Origin of the sequence: Ancylobacter oerskovii (assembly GCF_018390555.1) — a bacterium.
GTDB classification, from domain to species: Bacteria; Pseudomonadota; Alphaproteobacteria; order Rhizobiales; family Xanthobacteraceae; genus Ancylobacter; species Ancylobacter oerskovii.
This window is the reverse complement of record NZ_JAHBGB010000033.1, coordinates 199,144-221,272: the sequence shown is the minus strand read 5'-3', so window position 1 is coordinate 221,272 and position 22,129 is coordinate 199,144. Positions and strand designations below refer to the sequence as shown.

At 70.5% G+C, this 22,129-nt stretch carries 20 protein-coding genes; 14 read left to right on the top strand and 6 right to left on the bottom strand.

Annotated elements, in window-relative coordinates; all coding sequences use genetic code 11:
- The first annotated feature begins 51 nt into the window (after positions 1 to 51).
- Together KHC19_RS15575 and KHC19_RS15570 are read left to right on the top strand one after the other, a co-directional pair.
- Complete coding sequence (locus KHC19_RS15575; protein ID WP_213353290.1) at positions 52 to 1,941, top strand: potassium transporter Kup; 1,890 nt, start codon at positions 52 to 54, stop codon at positions 1,939 to 1,941.
- A gap of 189 nt (positions 1,942 to 2,130) precedes the next feature.
- Positions 2,131 to 3,252: a putative bifunctional lysylphosphatidylglycerol flippase/synthetase gene (locus KHC19_RS15570; RefSeq protein WP_213353289.1), complete on the top strand. Its 1,122-nt coding sequence runs from the start codon at positions 2,131 to 2,133 to the stop codon at positions 3,250 to 3,252.
- Positions 3,253 to 3,291: 39 nt separating this feature from the next.
- Here KHC19_RS15570 and KHC19_RS15565 read toward each other — a convergent pair whose 3' ends face one another.
- Both KHC19_RS15565 and ppk2 read right to left on the bottom strand, forming a co-directional pair.
- Positions 3,292 to 4,017, bottom strand: a complete 726-nt coding sequence (locus KHC19_RS15565) for a hypothetical protein (protein WP_213353288.1) — start codon at positions 4,015 to 4,017, stop codon at positions 3,292 to 3,294.
- 246 nt (positions 4,018 to 4,263) lie between these two features.
- Positions 4,264 to 5,340 (bottom strand): polyphosphate kinase 2, encoded by a 1,077-nt coding sequence (gene ppk2 / locus KHC19_RS15560; RefSeq protein WP_213353287.1) that lies wholly within the window; start codon positions 5,338 to 5,340, stop codon positions 4,264 to 4,266.
- Between the two features lie 133 nt (positions 5,341 to 5,473).
- Here ppk2 and KHC19_RS15555 point away from each other — a divergent pair, with 133 nt between their 5' ends.
- From KHC19_RS15555 to phoB, 7 genes are all read left to right on the top strand, one after another.
- The gene (locus KHC19_RS15555; RefSeq protein ID WP_213353286.1) at positions 5,474 to 6,796 is read left to right on the top strand and encodes an ATP-binding protein; all 1,323 of its coding nucleotides are present in this window, start codon (positions 5,474 to 5,476) and stop codon (positions 6,794 to 6,796) included.
- A gap of 147 nt (positions 6,797 to 6,943) precedes the next feature.
- Positions 6,944 to 7,984 carry a phosphate ABC transporter substrate-binding protein PstS gene (pstS, locus tag KHC19_RS15550; RefSeq protein ID WP_213353285.1) on the top strand — a complete coding sequence of 347 codons (1,041 nt, stop codon included), beginning with the start codon at positions 6,944 to 6,946 and terminating at the stop codon, positions 7,982 to 7,984.
- 207 nt (positions 7,985 to 8,191) lie between these two features.
- Complete coding sequence (pstC, locus tag KHC19_RS15545) at positions 8,192 to 9,169, top strand: phosphate ABC transporter permease subunit PstC (RefSeq protein WP_213353284.1); 978 nt, start codon at positions 8,192 to 8,194, stop codon at positions 9,167 to 9,169.
- 14 nt (positions 9,170 to 9,183) lie between these two features.
- On the top strand, positions 9,184 to 10,017 hold the full coding sequence (pstA, locus tag KHC19_RS15540) for a phosphate ABC transporter permease PstA (protein ID WP_213353283.1): 834 nt from the start codon (positions 9,184 to 9,186) through the stop codon (positions 10,015 to 10,017).
- Positions 10,018 to 10,024: 7 nt separating this feature from the next.
- Entirely contained in the window at positions 10,025 to 10,846 is an 822-nt protein-coding gene (gene pstB / locus KHC19_RS15535; protein ID WP_213353282.1) for a phosphate ABC transporter ATP-binding protein PstB, read from the top strand.
- Between the two features lie 26 nt (positions 10,847 to 10,872).
- Positions 10,873 to 11,589, top strand: coding sequence for a phosphate signaling complex protein PhoU (phoU, locus tag KHC19_RS15530; protein WP_213353281.1), 717 nt, complete (start codon positions 10,873 to 10,875; stop codon positions 11,587 to 11,589).
- 44 nt (positions 11,590 to 11,633) lie between these two features.
- A complete protein-coding gene (gene phoB / locus KHC19_RS15525; protein ID WP_213353280.1) occupies positions 11,634 to 12,335 on the top strand; it encodes a phosphate regulon transcriptional regulator PhoB in 702 nt (233 codons plus the stop codon).
- 148 nt (positions 12,336 to 12,483) lie between these two features.
- On the opposite strand, the gene KHC19_RS15520 is transcribed toward phoB, so the two are convergent.
- Positions 12,484 to 13,248 (bottom strand): SDR family oxidoreductase, encoded by a 765-nt coding sequence (locus KHC19_RS15520; RefSeq protein WP_213353279.1) that lies wholly within the window; start codon positions 13,246 to 13,248, stop codon positions 12,484 to 12,486.
- A 124-nt stretch (positions 13,249 to 13,372) separates the two neighbouring features.
- Here KHC19_RS15520 and KHC19_RS15515 point away from each other — a divergent pair, with 124 nt between their 5' ends.
- From KHC19_RS15515 to KHC19_RS15505, 3 genes are all read left to right on the top strand, one after another.
- Positions 13,373 to 14,269 carry a LysR family transcriptional regulator gene (locus KHC19_RS15515; RefSeq protein WP_213353278.1) on the top strand — a complete coding sequence of 299 codons (897 nt, stop codon included), beginning with the start codon at positions 13,373 to 13,375 and terminating at the stop codon, positions 14,267 to 14,269.
- 104 nt (positions 14,270 to 14,373) lie between these two features.
- The gene (locus KHC19_RS15510; RefSeq protein ID WP_213353277.1) at positions 14,374 to 15,327 is read left to right on the top strand and encodes an AraC family transcriptional regulator; all 954 of its coding nucleotides are present in this window, start codon (positions 14,374 to 14,376) and stop codon (positions 15,325 to 15,327) included.
- 98 nt (positions 15,328 to 15,425) lie between these two features.
- On the top strand, positions 15,426 to 16,004 hold the full coding sequence (locus KHC19_RS15505; protein ID WP_213353276.1) for a hypothetical protein: 579 nt from the start codon (positions 15,426 to 15,428) through the stop codon (positions 16,002 to 16,004).
- Between the two features lie 320 nt (positions 16,005 to 16,324).
- On the opposite strand, the gene KHC19_RS15500 is transcribed toward KHC19_RS15505, so the two are convergent.
- Positions 16,325 to 17,704 carry a polyhydroxyalkanoate depolymerase gene (locus tag KHC19_RS15500; RefSeq protein ID WP_213353275.1) on the bottom strand — a complete coding sequence of 460 codons (1,380 nt, stop codon included), beginning with the start codon at positions 17,702 to 17,704 and terminating at the stop codon, positions 16,325 to 16,327.
- Between the two features lie 274 nt (positions 17,705 to 17,978).
- On the opposite strand from KHC19_RS15500, the gene KHC19_RS15495 reads away from it, so the two are divergent.
- Entirely contained in the window at positions 17,979 to 19,361 is a 1,383-nt protein-coding gene (locus KHC19_RS15495) for an ActS/PrrB/RegB family redox-sensitive histidine kinase (protein ID WP_213353274.1), read from the top strand.
- Positions 19,362 to 19,490: 129 nt separating this feature from the next.
- Positions 19,491 to 20,039: an ActR/PrrA/RegA family redox response regulator transcription factor gene (locus tag KHC19_RS15490; RefSeq protein WP_213353273.1), complete on the top strand. Its 549-nt coding sequence runs from the start codon at positions 19,491 to 19,493 to the stop codon at positions 20,037 to 20,039.
- Positions 20,040 to 20,096: 57 nt separating this feature from the next.
- Here KHC19_RS15490 and KHC19_RS15485 read toward each other — a convergent pair whose 3' ends face one another.
- Both KHC19_RS15485 and KHC19_RS15480 read right to left on the bottom strand, forming a co-directional pair.
- A complete protein-coding gene (locus KHC19_RS15485; RefSeq protein ID WP_213353272.1) occupies positions 20,097 to 20,846 on the bottom strand; it encodes a class I SAM-dependent methyltransferase in 750 nt (249 codons plus the stop codon).
- Between the two features lie 348 nt (positions 20,847 to 21,194).
- Entirely contained in the window at positions 21,195 to 22,019 is an 825-nt protein-coding gene (locus KHC19_RS15480) for a class I SAM-dependent methyltransferase (RefSeq protein WP_213353271.1), read from the bottom strand.
- Positions 22,020 to 22,129: the final 110 nt, after the last annotated feature.

The following is a 22,129-nucleotide window of genomic DNA, read 5'->3' as shown; positions in this document are numbered from 1 at the left end:
AGCGGCGGCTGGGGCCGGCTGTGCCGCCCGGCAGCGGCCTGACGAGGCATTATGGCCCGATCCGCTTCCTCGACCAGCGCGCGTCGCTTGTTTCCCTTTACGGCGGAACTCGCGGCGCTCGGCGTGGTGTTCGGCGACATCGGCACCAGCCCGCTCTATGCCTTCAAGCAGGGATTGCTGGCGGTGGGCGGCGCCTCGGCCTCCCATGACGAGGTGCTGGGCCTGCTGTCGCTGGTCACCTGGGCGATCATCCTTTCCGTCACCGTCAAATATGTGCTGCTGGTGCTGCGGGCCGACAATGACGGCGAAGGCGGCATCCTCGCGCTGGTGACGTTGCTCGACCTGCACCGCAGCGCCACCGGCGGGCGGCTGTGGCTGCTCGTCGCCGGCCTGATCGGCGCGGCGATGCTGATCGGCGACGGCGTGCTCACCCCGGCCATGTCGGTGCTTTCCGCCATCGAGGGGCTGGAGGTGGTGGCGCCGGCGCTGGATCACTGGATCGTCGCCGTCACCGTGGTGGTGATCCTGGCGGTGTTCGTCTCGCAGCGGGCCGGCACTGACCGCATCGGCGCCTTCTACGGGCCGATCATGCTGGTGTGGTTCGTCACCCTCGGTGCCTTCGGCGTCTACGGCATCATCCAGCAGCCCGGCGTGCTGGTGGCGGTGGACCCGCGCTACGGCATCGCCCTCCTCGCCGACCATATCTGGCTGGCGGGCGCGGTGCTCGGCGCCACCTTCCTCGCCATCACCGGCGGCGAGGCGCTCTATGCCGATCTCGGCCATTTCGGCCGCAAGGTCATCACCCGCGCCTGGCTGTTCGTCGCCATGCCGGCGCTGCTGCTCAACTATTACGGCCAGGGCGCCACCGTGCTGGTCAACCCGGCGGCGGTGCGCAACCCGTTCTACGACCTGTCGCCGGACCTCTTCGACGTGCCGCTGCTGTTCCTGGCGGCCGCCGCGACGGTCATCGCTTCGCAGGCGATCATCACCGGCGTGTTCTCGCTGGCCAAGCAGGCGATCGAGCTCGGCTACCTGCCGCCGATGCGCATCCGCTACACCAGCGAGCACAACGACCAGCACATCTATGTCGGCCGTCTGAACTGGCTGCTGATGCTGGCCTGTACCGCGGTGGTGGTGTCCTTCGGCTCGTCGGACCGGCTGGCCTCCGCCTATGGCATCGCGGTGGCGATGGCGATGATCTCCACCACCATCCTGTTCGTCGCCTTCGTCAAGCGGCTGGGCCGTCTGCCGGTGCTGGCGCTCGTCGGGCTCGCCGGCGGGCTGCTGGTGGTCGACCTCTCCTTCGCCGCCGCCAACCTCACCAAGCTGCATGATGGCGGCTGGCTGCCGGTGGCCATCGCCTCGGTCGTGCTGGTGGTGATGGTCAGCTGGCGGCGCGGGCTGGAGGGGCTCGGCATCCAGCAGAAGCGTTTCGCCGAGCCGCTGGAGGAATTCATCGCCCGCGGCAAGCCGGCCGGCTGCGCGACCAGCTCGCGCACCGCCATCTTCCTGTCGCGCGGCGGCGCGCTCACCCCGGTGGCGCTGGGCCGGCTGTCCGACCTGCTGAACGTGCAGTTCTCGAAATCGGTCATCGCCTCGGTGTGGATCGCCTCGCGCCCGCGCGTGCCGGTGGACGAGCGGGTGCGCGTCACCGTGCTCGATGCCGGCCATGTGCGGGTCGACGTGCGCTTCGGCTACATGCAGCAGATCGACGTGCCCTCGGTGCTTGGCCCGGCCCTCTATTCGCTGGGCATCGACCCGGACGAGGCGGTCTATGTCATCGGCCACGAGCGCATCATGCCGCCGGAGGAAGTGCTGGGCATACGCGACGCGCTCGCCCATGTGTTCGCCTTCCTGGCGCGCAATGCCGAACGCTCGGTGGACCGCTTCGGGCTGCCGCGCCCGCGCACCATCGAGATCGGCTATCCGGTGCGGTTGTGAGGAGGCCGGCGAGCGGTCCGTTCACGCCGTCGCGAGCACGGGCGGTTCGCCACGGCTATGCCGCGTTCGCGGCGGAGAAGGCCGCGCCGCGCGGTGTCGCCGCAGTGGGCGCCGGTTCCGCCGCCGGCCAAGGTCTGGTAGGGCTGGAAGGGAGATGCGGGTGACGACAGACGGGATGACGCACAGGCCATGAGCAGCACGCTGAACACGATGTCGAGGTTCTTCCGCGAGCGTGTCGGCTGGCATGGCGTCGGTCTGGCCGCGAGCCTGATCATCATCGGCGTGGCGGCGGTCGTCCTCTACGAGATGCTGCGCAACATCCGCCCGGGCGAGGTGCTGGACGCGCTCACCGATACCGCGCCATGGCGGGTGGCGCTCGCTGCGCTGTTCGTCGCCTGCGCCTATTTCACCCTCACCTTCTACGATTGGTTCGCGCTGCGCACCATCGGCAAGGGCCATGTGCCCTACCGCACCGCGGCGCTGGCGTCCTTCACCTCCTATTCCATCGGCCACAATATCGGCTTCTCCGCCTTCACCGGCGGCACGGTGCGCTACCGCATCTATTCCGCGCACGGCCTCGGGGCGGTGGACGTCGCCAAGCTGTGCTTCATCACCGGCCTGACCTTCTGGCTGGGCAACATGGCGATCCTCGGCCTCGGCGTCTCGGTGGAGCCCTGGGCGGCGAGCGCGGTGGACAAGCTGCCGCCCTGGATCAACCGGATGATCGGCCTCGGGCTGCTGGCGGCGCTCGCTGCCTATGTGGTGTGGGTGGGGCTGAAGCCGCGCCGCATCGGCATCGGCAAGGGCCACTGGCAGGTCACGCTGCCGGGCTGGAAGCTCACCCTGCTGCAGATCGGCATCGGCATCGTCGACCTCTCCTTCTGCGCCATGGCGATGTATGTGCTGATGCCGCAGGCGCCGTTCATCGATCCGATCGCGCTCGGCGTGGTGTTCATCTCGGCGACGCTGCTCGGCTTCGCCAGCCATGCGCCCGGCGGGCTCGGCGTGTTCGACGCCGCCATGCTGGTGGCGCTGCCGCAATTCGAGACCGAGCCGCTGCTCGGCGCCCTGCTGCTGCTGCGCCTGCTCTATTACGTGACGCCCTTCGCCCTTGCCCTGATCATCATGGGCATCCGCGAATTGCTGGTCAGCCGCCGCCGGCGCTTCGCCGCGCCGGCCTCGCTGGATTCGGCGCTGGCGGCCGCCGCCGTGCCGGCGCGTCTCGACGATCTGCAGCCGCAGATCGGCGACGTCCCGCCCGCGGCCGTGGCGGATGGTGAGGCCGAGGCCCCCCGCCGCGCCGTCGGCTGAGGGCGGCGGCCCCGGAAACGGGGCCGCGCGGGGGGGCGTTCAGCGCGTCAGGCTCGGCACCATGCCCTTGAGGGCGCCGGGAAGCCGGGTGACCTTCACGCCCTTGGGCAGCGCCACCGCCTCGGGGCCGAGCGGCTTGCGGGAAATCTCCACCGCCTCGAACATCACTTTCTTGCCGGAATCGGTATAGCTCAGCGAGCGCAGCGGCAGCCCGTCGAGGGTGATGCACGCCTCGATCGGCGCCGCGCCGAGGCCGTCGGCGCGCCAGACGTCGCAGGGCTCGCCGGCGACGGTATCCGTCCCCCAGTACCGGCTGTCCGGCGGCATGTCGATCGCCACATATTCCGGCGGCAGCTTCATCTCCACCGCCACCCGGCCGAGGCCGGGCAGGTTGGACAGCACCGCGAGCTTGCGCGCCTTCAGGTCGATGAAGCCGGTCAGCGTCGTCGACACCGTGGCGACGTCGACATCGACGCGCATCCGGCCCTGGCGATGGACGATGCGCACCTCCCCGCCCTCCGGCAGGGTGCGCCCGCGCAGCGTGAAGTCGACGGCGGGGCGCGGCGGCAGCGGCCCGGGCACCGGCGGCCCGAACGGCGCCAGGGCGAAGGGCGGAGGCATGAACGATTCGGGAGGCGGGCCCGGCGGCGGGCCGAAGGCGGAAGGCGGGGCATCCAGCGGCCCGGGCGGCGGCGGCCGATAGGGCGGCGGCTCCGTGGCGGCGGCCGCGCTCGCGCACAGGCCGAACAGACCCGTGGTCAGCAAGCGCCGCATCGGCCAAAGGAGGATCATGCTCGGTTAGGGCCCCGGGTCGGACGGAAACGCATCGGAGGTGTCGATGGGCGGACTCTCGCCGTCGCCCACGGCGCGGACGGCACGGCGCACTCCCGTCCTCCGCCGGGCTCGTCCCGGCGGATATGGGCGCTGTCGTGCATCCGCCCCCTGTGGCCGACGCAGCGTCATGCTCTTACGTCGAGGAGCACTGGCAGGCAATCTGGGCGTCAGCGGGGCTCAACCGTCGCTCCGATGCAGAAAATTGCGTCCGTCGAGCACGATTTGCGGGTCGGGCACCCCGACGACCCGGTCGTCGCGCTCGGCATAGGGCAGCCGGGCCAGCACCTGGCGGATCACGCCGAGCCGCGCGCGCATCTTGTCGTTGGCGAGCACCACCGTCCAGGGGGCCGCCGGCTGGTCGGTGGCGGCGATCATCGCGTCGCGCGCCGCCGAGATCGCGTCCCAGCGCGCCGGCGCGGCGAGGTCGACCGGCGACAGCTTCCAGTGCTTCAGCGGATCCTTCTTGCGGGCGAAGAGCCGCTTGAGCTGCATCTCCCGGCCGATGTCGAGCCAGATCTTGAACAGCCGGATGCCGTCATCGGCGAGCATCTTCTCGAAGGTAGGCGCCTGCTCCAGGAAATGCGCCGTCTCCTGCGGCGTGCAGAAGCCCATGACCGGCTCGACCACGGCGCGATTGTACCAGGAGCGGTCGAACAGCACGATCTCGCCCTTGCGCGGCAGGTGGGCGATATAGCGCTGGACATACCATTGCCCGGCCTCCGCCTCGGTCGGCTTGGTCAGGGCCACCACCCGCACATAGCGCGGATTGAGGTGCTGGATGAAGCGGTGGATGGTGCCGCCCTTGCCGGCGGCGTCGCGCCCCTCGAACACGATCACCACGCGCTCGCCGGTGTCGCTCACCCAGCGCTGCAGCTTCAGGAGCTCGATCTGCAGCGCCCGCAGCTCCTTCTGGTAGTGCTTGCGCTTCGGGCGGTCGGCATAGGGGTAGTTGCCGCTGCGATAGGCGCGCTCGTCGATGAGCGCCGGCAGCGCCGGCAGGTCGAGCGAGAAGCCGGCAAGCGTCTCGGCGAGCCGGTCGCTTGCCTTGCCGGACCCGTTTCCCTTGCCAGGCCCGTTTCCCTTGCCGGAGCGGCCGCCCTTGGCGGCCTTGTCGCCCTTGCCGTTCTTGCGGTCCGCGGCAGGGGCGTCGGTGACGGGCGCGTCGGTGGCCGCCGCCTGTGCCAGCGTGGCGTCGGGGGTGGAGGATTTGGCCGCTGCGGGCTTGACCGCCGGCCGGTTCGGCTTCTTCGTCATATGGAAGCCTCTCGATGAGATCATAAGGAGACGGCTGAGTCGTTCCCGGCCCGCCGGGCGTGATTCCCACGAATCCGCTCGATGAGCCGGGGACAGCATAGCGAAATTGAGCCCGCCGGGGGAGTAAACCGCCATGAGTATCGACGAATCCGGCCCCTTCGCACGCGAGACGCTCGGCGAGCGGCTTGCGGCGGCGCGCTGGATTCTGCTCGCCGGCGGGCTCGGCCTCGTCGTGGCGGTGGTGCAGGAAGTGCTCGCGGTCGGCCCGGCGCTCGGCCTCGGCGCCGTGCTGCTGGTGGCCGCCGGCCTGCCGGCGGGCCGCGGGCGGCTGCGCCGGCCGGTGGCCGCCGCCCTGTCGCGTTTCCGCGAGCCGCCGCCGGCGCCCGACCGGCTCGCCTGGCTGGTGGGGGCGCTGCCGGAGGCGGCGCTGCTGCTGGATCATCGCGGCACGGTGCGCGCCACCAACAGCCGCGCGTCGGGCATGCTGGCCGCCGTGCGCGTCGGCGATCCCGTCTCCTTCGCGGTGCGGGTGCCCGAGGTGCTGGAGGCCATCCGGGCCGCCAGCGCCGACGGCCAGGCGCGGCGCGTCGAGTTCAGCCAGCGCGTGCCGGTCGATCGCTGGCTCAGGGCCGACATCGTGCCGGTGGCCGGGCCGGCGGGTGCCGGCGGCCGGGCGGAAAAGGTGGAGGCGCTGCTCCTCACCTTCACCGATCTCACGCCGCAGCGGCGCGTCGAGCAGATGCGGGTGGACTTCATCGCCAATGCCAGCCACGAGCTGCGCACCCCGCTGGCCTCGCTCTCCGGCTTCATCGAGACGCTGCAGGGCCCGGCGCGCAACGACGCCACCGCCCGCGAGCGCTTCCTCAAGATCATGGCGGAGCAGGCCCGCCGCATGTCGCGGCTGATCGACGACCTCCTGTCGCTGTCGCGAATCGAGCTCAACGCCCATCTGCGCCCGCAGGGACGGGTCGACCTCACGGCCGTGGTCGGCCATGTGCGCGAGGCGCTGGCGCCGCTGGGCGCCGAGCGGCAGATGGAGATCGTGTTCGCGCATCCCGAGGCGCCGGTGACGGTGCAGGGGGATCGCGACGAGCTGATCCGCGTCTTCGAGAACCTGGTCGAGAACGCCCTGAAATATGGCGCTTCCGGCGGGCGGGTGGACATCACCCTGTCGCGCGAGGGCGAGGACGCGCTGGTGGCGGTGCGGGACTACGGTCCGGGCATCGCGCCGGAGCATGTGCCGCGCCTCACCGAGCGTTTCTACCGGGTCGATACCGCCCATTCGCGCGAGCAGGGGGGCACCGGGCTCGGCCTCGCCATCGTCAAGCATATCGTCGCCCGCCATCGCGGACGCCTCGGCATAGACAGCACGCCGGGCGAAGGGTCGACATTCTCGGTGCGGCTGGCGGCGCTGCCGGCCGAAACGTCGAAACTCGACGTAAAAACAATGGCTTGAACTGTCATCCGAGTGTCATTGCAAAGTCATAGAACGGTGGCGTCCGGTCGTTAAGAGTCCGGTGTGATCCCTTTCACCGCCTCCGGGCAAAAACCTCCGGCCGGGTCCGCGCACCGCGCGGGCCGCTGAAGCACTGGGAGAAGTCCTTTGAAATTCAACCGCCTCCTCGGCGTCGCCGTGGTCTCGTTCGCCTTCGCCGGCTCCGCCTTCGCCGCCGACATCAACGGCGCCGGCGCCTCCTTCCCCGCCCCGGTCTACCAGGCCTGGGCCGCGGCCTATAAGGAGAAGTCGGGCACCGGCCTCAACTACCAGTCCATCGGCTCGGGCGGCGGTCAGAACCAGATCGTCAATCGCACCGTCGATTTCGGCGCCTCCGACGCGCCGATGAAGGACGACAAGCTCGAAGCCGCCAACCTGCTGCAGTTCCCGACCGTGATCGGCTCGGTGGTCGCCATCGTCAACATCGACGGCATCGGCGACGGCCAGCTGACCCTGTCCGGCCCGGTGCTGGCCGACATCTACCAGGGCAAGATCACCAAGTGGAACGACCCGAAGATCGCCGAGCTGAACAAGGGCGCCACGCTTCCCGATCTCGCCATCGTCCCGGTCTACCGTTCGGACTCGTCGGGCACCTCCTTCGTCTACACCTCCTATCTCGCCGCCGCGAGCGCGGACTGGAAGGCGAATGTCGGCGCCGCCACCTCGGTGCAGTGGCCGGCCGGCGCGGGCGCCAAGGGCAATGAGGGCATTGCCGGCACCGTGAAGAACACCAAGGGCGCGGTCGGCTACGTCGAGTTCGTCTATGCCGCGGCCAACAAGCTCGCCACCACCAACCTGGTCAACAAGGCCGGCAAGGTCGTGAAGCCCGAGACCGCTGCTTTCGTCGAGGCCGCCGCCGCCGCCGACTGGAAGGGCGCGAAGAACTTCGCCGCCTCGATGATCGACACCGCCGGCGAGAAGGCCTGGCCGATCACCAGCCCGACCTATATCCTGCTGCCGAAGAACCCGACCAACGCCGCGCAGTCGGCCGAGGCGATCAAGTTCTTCGACTGGGCCTATGGCGCCGATGGCGACGCCATCGCCGAGAAGCTGCACTACATCCCGCTGCCGGACGCGGTCGTTACCCAGATCCGCGATGCCTGGAAGGCCGAGGTGAAGGCCGACGGCAAGGCCGTCTGGACCAACTGAGCCTGATGCCACGCAGGGGCGGGGGGATGCCGCGAGGAGGAACGCCTCCCGCGGTCGTCCCCTCGCCCGCCTTCGCCTGCTCCTTGCCGTGCCTTCGTCTTGCCCCGCGAGGGCGTGCCGGCGTCGCCCTGCGGACGCCCGCGCCGCCAGCGGTCGGCCACCCCGTTTCAAGCGCATCAGCGGCGACAGCGCTCAAGGAAATTCGACATGGCTGCCTCCATCAGCGGAACCGAGGCCAATACGGCCCTGATCGCCGCGCATAAGCCGACCGGGCGCATCAGCGACCCGATCTTCGTCGGCCTGCTCTGGGCCAGCGGCATCTTCGTGCTGGTTCTGCTCGGCTTCATCATCGCCATGCTCTTCGAGGGCGGGCTGCCGGCGCTGCGTGAATTCGGCATCTCCTTCGTCTGGTCGACGATGTGGAACCCGGTCACGGAGCGCTTCGGCGCCGGCGTCATGGTGTACGGCACCGTCCTGTCGGCGGTGATCGCCGTCATCGTCGCGCTGCCGCTCTCCTTCGGCATCGCCTTCTTCCTCACTGAGATCGCCCCGGGCCGGCTGCGCCGCCCGATCGGCGTCGCCATCCAGCTGCTGGCCGCGATCCCCTCGATCATCTACGGCATGTGGGGCTTCTTCGTCGTGGTGCCGCTGATCGCCGCCTATGTCCAGCCGCCGCTGATCGAATGGCTCGGCCCGATCCCGCTGATCGGCGCGCTGTTCCAAGGCCCGCCGCTCGGCGCCGGCATGCTCACCGCCGGCCTCATCCTGGCGCTGATGATCCTGCCCTTCATCACCGCCATGTTCGTCGAGGTGCTGGAATCGGTGCCGCCGATGCTCAAGGAATCCGCCTACGGCGTCGGCGCCACCACCTATGAGGTCTACCGCAACGTCTCGGTGCCCTATGGCCGCACGGCCATGGTCGGCGCGGTGATGCTCGGCCTCGGCCGCGCGCTGGGCGAGACCATGGCGGTCACCTTCGTCATCGGCAACGCGACCCGCATGTCGGCCTCGCTGTTCGCGCCGGGCGCCACCATCGCCTCCACCATCGCCAACGAGTTCCCCGAGGCCTCGATCGGTTCGCTCAAGCTGCAGGCGCTGCTGCAGCTCGGCTTCATCCTGTTCGTCATCTCCTTCATCGTGCTGGCGCTGTCGCGGCTGCTGGTGCGCTCGAAGCTCAAGTCCTGAGGGGAGGGGAAATCATGGCCTCGCTCGCCCGTCGCCGTACCACGGACCTGGTCGTCAAGGCGGTTTCCACCGGCTTCGCCGCGCTGTCGATCGTGCTGCTCGCCTGGATCCTCTGGACCCTGCTCTCGCGCGGCCTGCCCGCGCTCGGCCCGCACGTCTTCACCCGCATCACCGCGCCGCCCGGCGCCGGCGGCGGCCTGCTCAACGCCATTGTCGGCTCGCTGATCCAGATCGTCGTGGCGCTGGTCATCGGCACGCCGATCGGCCTGATGTGCGGCACCTTCCTCGCCGAGAACGGCCGCGGCACCCAGATCGCCAATGTCGTGCGCTTCGTGAACGACGTGCTGCTCTCGGCGCCGTCGATCCTGATCGGCCTGTTCGTCTACCAGCTGCTGGTGGTGCCGTTCGGCGGCTTCTCCGGCTGGGCGGGCTCGATCGCGCTGGCCATCCTGGTCATCCCGGTGGTGGTGCGCACCACCGAGGACATGCTGAACCTGGTGCCGATCGGCCTGCGCGAGGCGGCCTTCGCGCTCGGCGCGCCGCAATGGAAGGTCGTGACCTTCGTCACCTGGCGCGCGGCCCGCGCCGGCCTCGTCACCGGCATCCTGCTGGCGCTCGCCCGCGCCGCCGGCGAGACCGCGCCGCTGCTGTTCACCTCGCTCGGCAACAATGGCTGGTCGATCAATCTCGGCGCACCCATGGCCTCGCTGCCGATCGCCATCTATCAATACGCCGCCAGCCCCTTCGAGGACTGGGTCGCCCTCGCCTGGGCCGGCGCCCTCATCATCACCGTCGGGGTGCTGACCCTGAACGTCCTGTCCCGCCTGATTCTGGCGAAGATGAAGTGAGACGGCTATGAACTTCGCACCCGATACCTCCATCGACATCGCTTCCGCGGTGAACCGCGCCACCGCGCCGTCCTCCGCGCCCAAGCTCAAGGTCGAGAAGCTGAATTTCTACTACGGCGACAACCACGCGCTGAAGAACATCAACTTCGAGATCCCCGAGAAGCGCGTCACCGCGATGATCGGCCCCTCGGGCTGCGGCAAGTCCACCCTGCTGCGCATCTTCAACCGCATGTACCAGCTCTATCCGGGCCAGCGCGCGGAAGGGAAGATCCTGTTCGACGGCGGCGACCTCCTGTCGAAGGACCTGGACTCCACCGTGGTGCGCTCGCGCATCGGCATGGTGTTCCAGAAGCCGACGCCGTTCCCGATGTCGATCTACGACAACATCGCCTTCGGCGTGAAGCTGCACGAGAGCCTCTCCAAGTCGCAGATGGACGAGCGCGTCGAGTGGTGCCTGCGCAAGGCCGCCATCTGGGAAGAGACCAAGGACCGCCTGCACACCTCGGCGCTCGGCATGTCCGGCGGCCAGCAGCAGCGCCTGTGCATCGCCCGCACCATCGCGGTGCGCCCGGAAGTGATCCTGCTCGACGAGCCGACCTCGGCGCTCGACCCGATCTCCACCTCGAAGATCGAGGATCTGATCGACGAGCTGAAGCAGGAATTCACCATCGTCATCGTGACGCACAACATGCAGCAGGCCGCCCGCTGCGCCGACATCACCTCGTTCTTCTATCTCGGCGAGCTGATCGAAGTGGGGGCGTCCAACGAGATCTTCACCAATCCGCGCGAGGCGCGCACCCGCGACTACATCACCGGCCGCTTCGGCTGAGCCGCGACGGGAAAAAGGACTGCCCCATGCCCTCCGAGCACATCGTCTCGTCCTTCGATACCGATCTCAAGGAGATCAGCCGCCGCGTGGTGGAGATGGGTGGCCAGGCCGAGCAGCTGGTCGCCGATTCCGTGCAGTCGCTGGTCAAGCGCGACACCGAGCTCGCGCAGAAGGTCATCGTGCTGGACGGTCCCATCGACCTGCTCCAGCGCGAGATCGAGGAGAAGTCGGTCCTCACCATCGCCCGCCGCCAGCCTCTGGCCGGCGACCTGCGCGAGATCGTGGCGGCGATGCGCATCGCCAACGACCTCGAGCGCATCGGCGACCTCGCCAAGAACACCTCCAAGCGGGTGCTGGCGCTCACCGGCGAGTTCCATCCGCAGAAGCTGGTGCGCGGTGTCGAGCACATGTCGAGCATGGTGCTCGAGCAGCTCAAGGAAGTGCTCGACGCCTATGCCAGCCGCGAGGACGCCCGCGCCATCGAGGTGTGGAAGCGCGATGGCGAGATCGACATCCTCTACACCTCGCTGTTCCGCGAGCTCCTCACCTACATGATGGAGGATCCGCGCAACATCTCGCTGTGCACGCACCTGCTGTTCTGCGCCAAGAACATCGAGCGCATCGGCGACCACGCCACCAACATCGCCGAGACGGTGCACTATCTCGCCACCGGCCAGCTGCTGACCGAGGAACGGCCGAAGCAGGACAACTCCAGCCTGACCACGGTTCCGTTCCCGTCCTGAGACGGGCGGAACCGGCGTTAGCGACCATTCGCACGGAAAAAGCGATGCCGACCAACATTCTCATCGTCGAGGACGAGGAGCCGCTCACCCTGCTGCTGCGCTACAATCTCGAGGCCGAGGGCTATTCGGTGGAGAGCGTGGGGCGGGGCGACGAGGCGGAGACGCGGCTGCGCGAGAGGGTGCCGGACCTCCTGCTGCTGGACTGGATGCTGCCCGGCCTGTCCGGCATCGAGCTGTGCCGGCGCCTGCGGGCCCGGCCGGAAACCGAGCGCATGCCGATCCTCATGCTCACCGCCCGCGGCGAGGAGACCGAGCGGGTGCGGGGCCTCGCCACCGGGGCCGACGACTATGTGGTGAAGCCGTTCTCGGTGCCGGAGCTGGTCGCCCGCGTGCGCGCCCTGCTGCGCCGGGCCAAGCCCGACCACATCTCGACGCTGCTGCGCGCCGGCGACATCGAGCTCGATCGCGAGACCAAGCGGGTGCACCGCTCCGGCCGCGAGCTGCATCTCGGCCCCACCGAGTTCCGGCTGCTGGAGTTCCTCATGCAGTCGCCGGGCCGGGTCTATTCGCGCGAGCAACTGCTCGACGGCGTGTGGGGCCAGGACGTCTATATCGACGAGCGCACGGTGGACGTGCATGTCGGGCGGCTGCGCAAGGCGCTCAACCGCCCGCGCCAGCCCGATCCCATCCGCACCGTGCGCGGCTCGGGCTATTCCTTCAACGAGATGTTCGCCCGCACCCATTGACGGCGCGACGGTGCCGGCCGGCACCGCCGCTTCGTCGCCCTTGTCGCTTGAAATCGGCTCATCCTCGTCCCCGCCCCTTCTTCCCCCTCTCCCCGTCGGGGAGAGGGTTGGGGTGAGGGGCCCTCGCCGCCCCGCTGACGGGCTGCCCCTAGGTGCGGGTGATCGACAGCCCGCCATCCACCAGATGCGCGGTGCCCGACACGAAGGACGCGTCGTCCGAGGCGAGGTAGAGCACCGAGCGCGCCAGTTCCTCCGGGCGCGCCACCCGCTTCAGCGCGTGCAGGCCGGTCACGAAGGCCTGCGCTTCCGGCGTGCCGTTGGCCTCGCGATACATCTCGGTCTCCACCGCCCCCGGCAGCACGGCGTTGACCCTTATGCCCTGCGGCCCGAACTCCGCCGCCAGCGCCTGGGTCAGGCCGATCAGCCCGGATTTCGAGGCGGCATAGGCGGCCAGCCCCGGAAACGCCGTCGTGTAGCCGACGAAGGTGGAGGTGAAGATCACCGAGCCGCCGCCGGTCTTCAGCATTTCGGGAATCTGGTGCTTGGCGCCGAGGAAGGCGCCGGTCAGGTTCACCGCCAGCGTGTCCGCCCAGCCCTGCGCCGATATGCCGGTGCTGGGGCCGCCCTCGCCCAGCGTGCCGGCATTGTTGAAGGCGATGTCGAGCCGGCCGAACCGGTCGGCCGCCAGTGCCGCCAAAGCGCGGGCATAGTCCTCGTCCTTCACGTCGCCGGCCAGCGCCGCCGCCGCCCCGCCGGCGCCGGCGATCTCCGCCACCAGCGCGTCCAGCTCGGCCTGGCGGCGGGCGCCCACCACCACGCGGGCTCCCTCGGCGGCGAACAGCGTCGCCGTCGCGCGGCCGATGCCGGAGCTGGCGCCGGTGATCAGCGCGACCTTTCCTTCGAGACGTCCCATCGGAATCTTCCTCATCCATCGGCTCCCGCGCGATGCGGAAGCCCTCTCGCCGGGAAGTATGGTGAGGCGGCCGCGTTCGGATTAGCATGCGGCTCATGGAATTCATGTCCGGGAAATCCGAACGATGAAGCTCGACGGCATCGCCGCCTTCGTCGCCGTGGCCGAGGCGGGCTCGATCAGCGAGGCCGCCCGCCGGCTCGGCCTGTCGAAATCGGTGGTCAGCGACCGGCTGAAGGAGCTGGAGCGTCGGCTCGGGGCCAGCCTGATCCATCGCTCTACCCGCCGGCTGTCGCTCACCGAGGATGGAAGCGCCTTTCTGGAGCGGGCATCGGGGGCGCTGCGCGAGCTCGATGCCGCCGCGGCCGATCTCGCCGAGCGGCGCAGCACGCTGGCGGGGCCGCTGCGGCTCTCGGCGCCCGTCACCTTCAGCCGGCTGCATCTGGGCCCGGCGCTCTATCCCTTCCTCGCCCGCCACCCGCAGATCGAGCTGACCCTCGATCTCGACGACCGGGTCATCGACGCGCATTCGGAAGGCCATGACGGCGTGGTGCGCCACGGGCCGTTGCGCGACAGCCGCCTCGTCGCCTGGCGCCTCGCCCCCAGCCGGCGGGTGCTGGTCGCCTCGCCGGATTATCTCGCCCGTCACGGCAGCCCGACGAGCCTGGCCGAGCTCGATCGCCACCGCGCCATCTTCTACACCGGCCGCGGCGTCGCCGACTGGCGCTTCCTCACCCGCAGCGGGGCGGTGCAATTGCGGGCGACGCCGGCGCTGCGGGTGAACAATGGCGAGCTGATGCGCGATGCCGCCGAGGCCGGCCTCGGCATCGCGCTGCTGCCATTGTTCATTTCCGGTCCGCCGCTGAAGGCCGGCACCCTGCAGCGCATCGAGATCGACGCCGCGCCGGAGCCGGAATTCATCTACATCGCCCATCCCGAGGGCCGGCGCCCCACGGCGAAGCTGCGGGCGCTCGCCGACTGGCTGCGCCGATGCTTCGGCGACCCGCCCTATTGGGAGCCCTGAAGCGCCCGGTGCCGGCGCCGGCCGGCCCGATTGACATTTCTTCCGTTGCGTCACACCTCTGCCCGCCAGCAAGCCGCGACAAGAAGGCTGCCCGGGGGGACTGCATGCAACGCCTGTCGACCGAGGACGTGCCGCGGCACGAGCGCCTCGCCTTCGTCCATGACGTGGTCGGCCGCCACGCCGCCGGCATGAGCTTCCGGCCGGTGGATCCCGAGGGTTTCCGCGCCCGCTTCGCCATCCTGCCGCTCGACGGCGTGCTGGTCGGCGAGGCCTGCTACGACGCCTTCACCGGCGTGCGCAACGGCGAGCTGCTCGCCGACGGGCGCGACGACTACCAGCTGCTGGTCAATCCCGCGGGCTACGAGACGGAGATCGACGGCGCCCGCACGCTCGGCGTCGGCGCCGGGGAACTGCTCGCCATCGACCAGGCGGCGCGCTTCGTCACCCGGGCGCCCGCCAGCTGCTACGAGGTACTGGTGCTGCCGCGCCGCGCGCTGGCGGCGCTGGTGCCGGGCCTCGGCGGGCGCGCCTTCCGCACGGCGGGCCGCGAGGCGGCGGGCCTCGGCTTGCTCGTCGGCTATGCCCGGCTGCTGCGCCGCCAGCCGCCGTCGACGCCGGAAGCGGTGCGGCTGGCGAGCGACCATCTCGTCCGGCTCGCCGCGCTCACCCTCGCCGCCGAGCCGGCGGAGGCGGCGCGCGAGCACGGCTCGGCGCTGCGCAGCGCCCGGCTCGCCCTGCTCAAGAAGCACATCCTGTCCCGGCTCGATGATCCGGCGCTGGATGTCGCCGCCGTCGCCCGCCGCCACGGCATCTCGCCGCGCTACCTGCAGCTCCTGTTTGCGCAGGAGGACACCAGCTTCTCCGATTTCCTGCGCGAGGCGCGTCTGGAGCGCGCCTTCCGGCGGCTCGGCGACCCGGCCAATCGCGAGGGCATTGCCGGCCTCGCCTTCGATGCCGGCTTCGCCGACCTGTCGACCTTCAACCGCGCCTTCCGCCGCCGCTATGGCTGCACGCCCTCCGATGTGCGGGCGCGGGCGATGCGGGCGCGGCACGGCTGAGGCGCTGCGCCGCGCGCCCAGTCGCTGCGCGCCATGCCGAGACCGGACCGGATGGTCCGTTTAGCAAGGTGCCCGCCTGTCATCAGCGAGTGCCAGCCATGTCTTTCCTGCCCCTACGCCTGCGGACGCGTGCGGCCATCGTCACCCTCGCGCTCATCCTTCTTGCCGGTCTCGTCGCCCACGCCGCGGCCCACGCCGCGGCCCACGCCGCGGCCCATGCTGCGGCCAATCCCGCGGCCGATCCCGCCCTCACCGCCGCCGAGGCGGCCCGGGTCGTGGATCTCATCGAGACGCTTTCCCCCGAGCTCGGCCCGCTCGCCTATGACGAGGAGAGCGCCGAGGAATGGTTCACCCGCGACGAGGTGCGCGACCGGCTGATCGCCAAGGCGGGCTTCACCCGCGAGAGCTGGCGGGCCGCCTTCGATGCCACCATCTGCGGCTATCTCGCCAATCTGCCGGCCGGGCCGCTGGAGGCGCGCTTCGCCCAGATGCGCCGGCGCCTCGAGCACGCCCCGCGCATGACGCCCGAGCAGCGCGCCGCCGCCCTCGGCTTCGTCGAGGAGCATGAGCAGCGCCTCGGCCAGCTGCGCGCCGCAGGGCGGGCGGATGCCGCGGCGGTGCGTCCGCTGATGCCGCGCCTCGAGCGGCTGATGCCACAGGATGTCGCCGGCGAGTAGTCGCCGGCGCGTCCCCCTCCGCCGGCGCCCATTCGCGGCGGCGGGCCGTCACCTGCGGCTCGCCGGGGGGGGGGGCGCGGGGCCGGCGGAGGCGCGGGGATCGTCGATTTTAAGCAGGAGACGGGCGCGGGCGGCAGGTTCTTCGCGGCCGCCGTGCCGGCGCCGGGAGTACGCAACCCCGGAGCCGGAACGCCCGCCGGAACATAGTGCCGGGCGGCGGCTTCCAAATTCCGCCCGGCGACACCGATTGCGACGGACGGCGCGAGCCGGACGGGCGGGGCCAGCCAGGCAGGCCAGGCTATGGCCGGCCCCGCCGATTTTCACGCGTCCGGGGCGGGCCCGGGCGCTTCCGCCGGCTGGTTGTGTCCCTTCTTCGGCCAGTTGTGGCTGAGCACGAAGTCGGAGATGCGCGGGGCGATCTCGGCGCGGAAGCGCGAGCCGTTGAACACGCCGTAATGGCCGACGGTCGGCTGCAGATAGTGCGCGCGCTTGTCCTCCGGCAGGTTGGTGCACAGCTTGTGCGCCGCCCGCGTCTGGCCGACGCCGGAGATGTCGTCGTTCTCGCCCTCGACGGTGAGCAGCGCCACGTTGCGGATGGCGCCGGGATCCACCGTCTCGCCGCGATGGGTGAACGCCCCCCGCGGCAGCGCATGGTCGATGAACACCGATTGCAGCGTCTGCAGGTAATATTCCGCCGGCAGGTCCATCACCGAGAGATATTCGTCGTAGAACTCGCGGTGCTTGGACGCGCTGTCGCCGTCGCCCTTCACCAGATGGCGGAACATGTCGGCATGCGCCTGCAGGTGCCGCTCCAGATTCATGCTCATGAAGCCGTGCAACTGCAGGAAGCCGGGATAGACCTCCCGCATCACCCCGGCATGCGGCCAGGGCACGGTGGTGATGACATTGCGGCGGAACCAGTCGAGCCCGCGCGCCTGCGCGAAGTCGTTCACCGCCGTGGGGCTCTCGCGGGTGTCGATCGGCCCGCCCATCAGCACCATGGAGGCCGGCACGTCGGGATCGCCCTTCGCCTCCATCACCGAGACGGCGGCCAGCACCGGCACCGCCGGCTGGCACACGGCGAGCGCATGCACGCCGCCGCCGAGGAAATGGAAGATCTCGATCAGGTAGTCGATGTAGTCGTCGAGGTCGAAGCGCCCCTCGGCGAGCCGCACCATGCGCGCATCCACCCAGTCGGTGACGTAGATGTCGTGGTTGGGCAGCAGCGTCTCCACCGTGCCGCGCAGCAGCGTGGCATAGTGGCCCGACAGCGGCGCCACGATCAGCATGCGCGGCTGCGGCCGGCGCGGCGGCCGCGCGAAGGCCCGCTCGAAGTGGAGCAGCCGGCAGAACGGCTTCTCCCACACCGTCTCGATGCGCACCGGCACCTTGGTGCCGCCCACCGTGGTGTCCTCGATCCGCCAGTCCGGCTTGCCGTAGCGCCGCGTCGTGCGCTCGAACATCTCGAAGCCCGCGAGCAGGGTGCGGCCGAAATCGGTGTGGGCGAGCGGGTTGGCCGGGTTGCGGTAGTAGAGCCGGCCGGCATCGGCCATCGCCCGGAACGGGTCGAGCGCCGCCTGGCCCATCTCGAACATCCAGTAGAGCGGCCGGGAGAAGACGGAGGCCGCCTCCAGCATGTCCGTCGGCGTCCGAGCGGCTTCCCCCGCATCGGGCACGGCCCCGAATACCCCGATCGCCATTCGCGCCTCCGCTTTCAAACGATGGTTCTGCCACTCATCGGCGCCGCGTCCCGCATCAGGGGCATCCGGCAGCCTGCCATGGGTGGAACGGCACGTTCCGGCAGCCGATCCCGGCGCACATTACCGAGGTCCCGCCCGGTTTCCGCGGCCGCGAACGGCCGGCGGCGCTGTTGTGCAACGCAACACATAGTCGCTTTCGGCGGCGCGTCAACGAATCAACGCATTCCCGCGCCGCAGCGCTTGCCTGTATAGAAGGCGCGCAGGGGGGAACAAAATGCCACTTTCGCTGGATCATCCGATCGGCGAGCGCTTCTTCGGCCTCAGGCTCGATACGCTCATCCGCCTGCGCTGGCTGGCGATTTCCGGCCAGACGGCCGCGATCGTGGTGGTGCAGTGGCTGCTCGGCTTCAGCGTGCCGATCGGCGCCTGCCTTGCCGTGGTGGCGCTGTCCGCCTGGCTCAATCTCGCCCTGCGCCTGCGCTCGCCCGGCGCCCGGCGGTTGTCCAATACCGAGGCGACCTGGCTGCTGGCCTATGACATCCTGCAGCTCGCCGCGCTGCTGTTCCTCACCGGCGGCCTCGCCAACCCCTTCGCGGTGCTGTTCCTCGCGCCGGTGCTGATCTCGGCCACCGCGCTGTCGCCGCGCTCCACCCTGCTGCTGGGCCTGCTCGCCGGCGCCCTCGCGGCGCTGGTCGGCCTGTGGCAGATGCCGCTGCCGTGGAAGTACAGCGAGGCGCTCGGCGCCGGGCCGGTGCTGCCGCCGCTCTATCTCGCCGCCATCTGGAGCGCGCTGGCGGTCGCCATCGCCTTCATCGGCTCGCATGCCTGGCGGGTCGCCGAGGAGACGCGCGAGCTCTCCGAGGCGCTGGCCGCCACCGAGCTGGTGCTGGCCCGCGAGAAGCATCTTTCGGCGCTGGACGGGCTCGCCGCCGCCGCTGCCCATGAGCTCGGCACGCCGCTCGCCACCATCACCGTGGTGGCCAAGGAACTCGCCCGCGGCCTGCCGCCGGACCTGCCCGCCGACAGCCCGATCGGCGACGACATCCGCCTGCTCGGCGAGCAGGCCGAGCGCTGCCGCGCCATCCTGCGGCGGCTCACCACCCTCGATGCCGGCGAGGCGCCGTTCGACCGCATGAAGGTCACGCATCTCCTGGAGGACGTGGCGGCGCCGCACCGCAATTTCGGCATCGCCGTCGAGGTCTCCGCCTCGACCCGCATCGGCGAGCCGGTGATCGCCCGCAATCCCGGCCTCACCTACGGCCTCGGCAACATCGTGGAGAACGCCGTCGATTTCGCCGCCGGCCGGGTGGAGATCGCCGCCGACTGGAACGACCGCGACGTCGTCGTCACCGTCACCGATGACGGCCCCGGCTTCCCCGCCGAGCTCATCGACAGCATCGGCGCGCCCTATCTCACCAGCCGCGGCCGCCACCGCTGGCGGCGCGAGGACAGCGAGGAGGGGCCGGAGGACGAGGCGGGCGAGCACGGGCTGGGCCTCGGCCTGTTCATCGCCAAGACGCTGCTGGAGCGCTCCGGCGCCGAGCTCGCCTATGTGAACCTGCCGGCGCCGCGCCACGGCGCCCGCGTCACCGTGCGCTGGCCGCGGCGCCTCGTCGACATTTCCGAGCGCGAGACCGTCGCTGCGGCGCCGAAATGACAAGGCCCGACGCTGCGTTATAATGCCACGGCGCTGTGCATCGCCGTCCCTGCGGTGTAGCTTCGCACAAAATGCAGAGGCCGCCGCAAAGAATGGCGGCCGCAAGGGAGCCCTCGCCGGGGAAACGCCATGCTCGATACCACCGCCGATACGATCGAACGCTCGCTGCTGATCGTCGACGACGACCGACCCTTCCTGCAGCGTCTGGCCCGCGCCATGGAGATGCGGGGCTTCGCGGTGACCACGGCGGAAACCGTCGCCGACGGCCTCGCCCGCGTCGAGGGTGGCCCGCCCGCCTATGCGGTGGTGGACATGCGGCTCGGCGACGGCAACGGCCTCGACGTCATCTCGGCGCTGAAGCGCCGGCGCCCGGAGGCCCGCGGCATCATCCTCACCGGCTATGGCAACATCGCCACCGCGGTGAACGCGGTGAAGATGGGCGCCGTCGACTACCTCGCCAAGCCGGCCGATGCCGACGACATCTGCGCCGCGCTCAACGCCCAGGCCGACTACAAGCCGCAGCTGCCGGAAAACCCGATGTCGGCCGACCGGGTGCGCTGGGAGCACATCCAGCGGGTCTACGAGCTGTGCGGGCGCAACGTGTCGGAGACGGCGCGCCGCCTCTCCATGCACCGCCGCACCCTGCAGCGCATCCTCGCCAAACGCGCCCCGCGCTGAGGCTCGCGCCTCGCCGTCCGCCCGCCGTTCCGGTGGCGGACGGCGGCGCCTGCGCCGCTAGATCCGGCGCTGGACGATATCGAGGAACTTGCTCATCGCCCGCGCCGGCAGCCGGTTCAGCAGCGGGCGAAAGGCGATCCGCTCATAGGAAGCGAGCGCGAGATAGAGGTCGGGATACACCATGTCGGTCGGGAAGGCGGCGAGCCCGGCCCGCTCGCGATAGGCTTCCGCCAGGGCGATGAGGTCCGGGCGCCGCTCGTTGATGTAGACCAGCGCGTTCTGCTTGTACCAGAAATGCACCTCGTCCTGGTTCCACACCTGCGGCCGGATCAGGTCGAGGTGGCGGAACGAGCGCGCCTTGAACAGCCCCACCCAGTAGGATTGCCACTGCTCGTTGATGTGCCGGAACCCGCCCTGGAACGGGATCGCCGCCCCGAACAGGATCAGGTCGCTATGGCGCGTCAGGCTGCGGACCAGCTGTTCCCCGCCGCCGTGGCTCACATGCTCGGCGACTTCCAGGCAGATGGCGAGATCGAACGTCCGGCCGAGATCGAAGGGCCGTTCGAGGTCGACGATGCGCACGGCATCGGCGGGGATGCGGAGCCGGGCGACATCCGTCCAGGGGCCGTCGACCCCGAGGATCGTCCCGACGCCGAGCCGCTGCGCCGCCTGCAGCCAGATGCCGTCGCCGCAGCCGACATCGAGCGCGGTCTCGAAGGGCAGGACGGCGCGCAGCAGCGACAGGATGCGGTCGGCGGAGGCTTCCGTCCGGGCTTCGTGCCGGCGATGCCAGTCGACGTCGTACATGCGCGCGCTCCGCGGTGGAGGAGGCTGGAGACGATCGAACGGAAGTCGCCCGGCGGAGCGAACTCGCGCCGGCCACGCCCGCAACGGATAGGCACGGCGGAACAGGCCTCCGCATTCCCCGCACCGGCGAAGAGATTACGTAAGGGAATGCTCCGGCCGGAAAACGGGCGGACCCAGCCTAGCCTGCGGCGCCCCGGTGCCTGAAGCGATCATGAGAGGTAGGCCGGCCTCCCCCTTCGGACAGGGCGTCGGGCGAGCCGGCGACCAAAGGGACAGCCCCATGCCGTCTTTGGAGGCATCGGGTATGTCCCGGCGGACAGGCCTGCGCCGGGCAGCCGGCGCGCGCGCTCAGCCTCCCGGCGCCTGCCGGAAGGCCAGCACCGCGCTGATCTCGATGACGTCGTGGAAGCGCCCGTCCGGGGCGAGGTGCGCGAGTTCGTCCCGCAAGTCGCGCTCGAAGGCCGGCTGCGCCGCGCCCAATGCCGCCGGCGAGGTGAGCGAGCGGGAATAGGCGAGGCCCACCACGTCCTCGACATCGCGCTCGCGCGGCAGGATGCGGCCGATCCGCTCCACATGGCCGAAGGGCGAGGCGACCAGCACCGCCTCATGCGGCATCCAGTCCGGCTGCTGGCGTCGCTTGCGGTCGGCATAGCGCTGCGGCGCGTGCCGCTCGGCCAGCCGGTCGAGCGCCGCGTGCCAGTCGGGCCGGCAGTCCACCCGCCGGTCGCCCATCAGCACCACCGCGCCGCCGGGCTCGACGAGCGCGTCGAGCGCCCGCAGCGTCGCCGCCCGGTCCATCCAGTGGAAGGCGCGGCCCATCGTCACCGCGCGGAACCGGCCGAGCGCCGGGGAAAGGTCGTAGGACGAGCCCTCGACGAGGCGCAGCGCCAGCCCGGCGGCCGCCGCGTCGGCGCGCGCGGCTTCCAGCATGGAAGGCTCGGGGTCCATGCCGGTGACGTCGAGGCCGAGCCGGGCGAAGCCGATCGCCAGCGGCCCCGGCCCGCAGCCGAGGTCGAGCAGCCGGTCGCCGGGCTTCAGCCCGATCCGGCGCGCCACCGCGGCCAGCAATTCCGGCGGGTAGGGCTGGCGATAGCGGCCGTAGAATTCCGCCGTCGAGCGGAAGCGGCTGGCGTCATAGGGAAGTGGCGGGGTCTCGAGCTGCACGACGCTCATGGGACGAACCTCGGAGGGCGAACCTCGGACGCGCGACGGTCGCCAAGCTTCGCCGGCAATCGTGACGAAGTTGCGTCGTCGCGCCCGATCCTGCCGCCCGATCCCGCCGC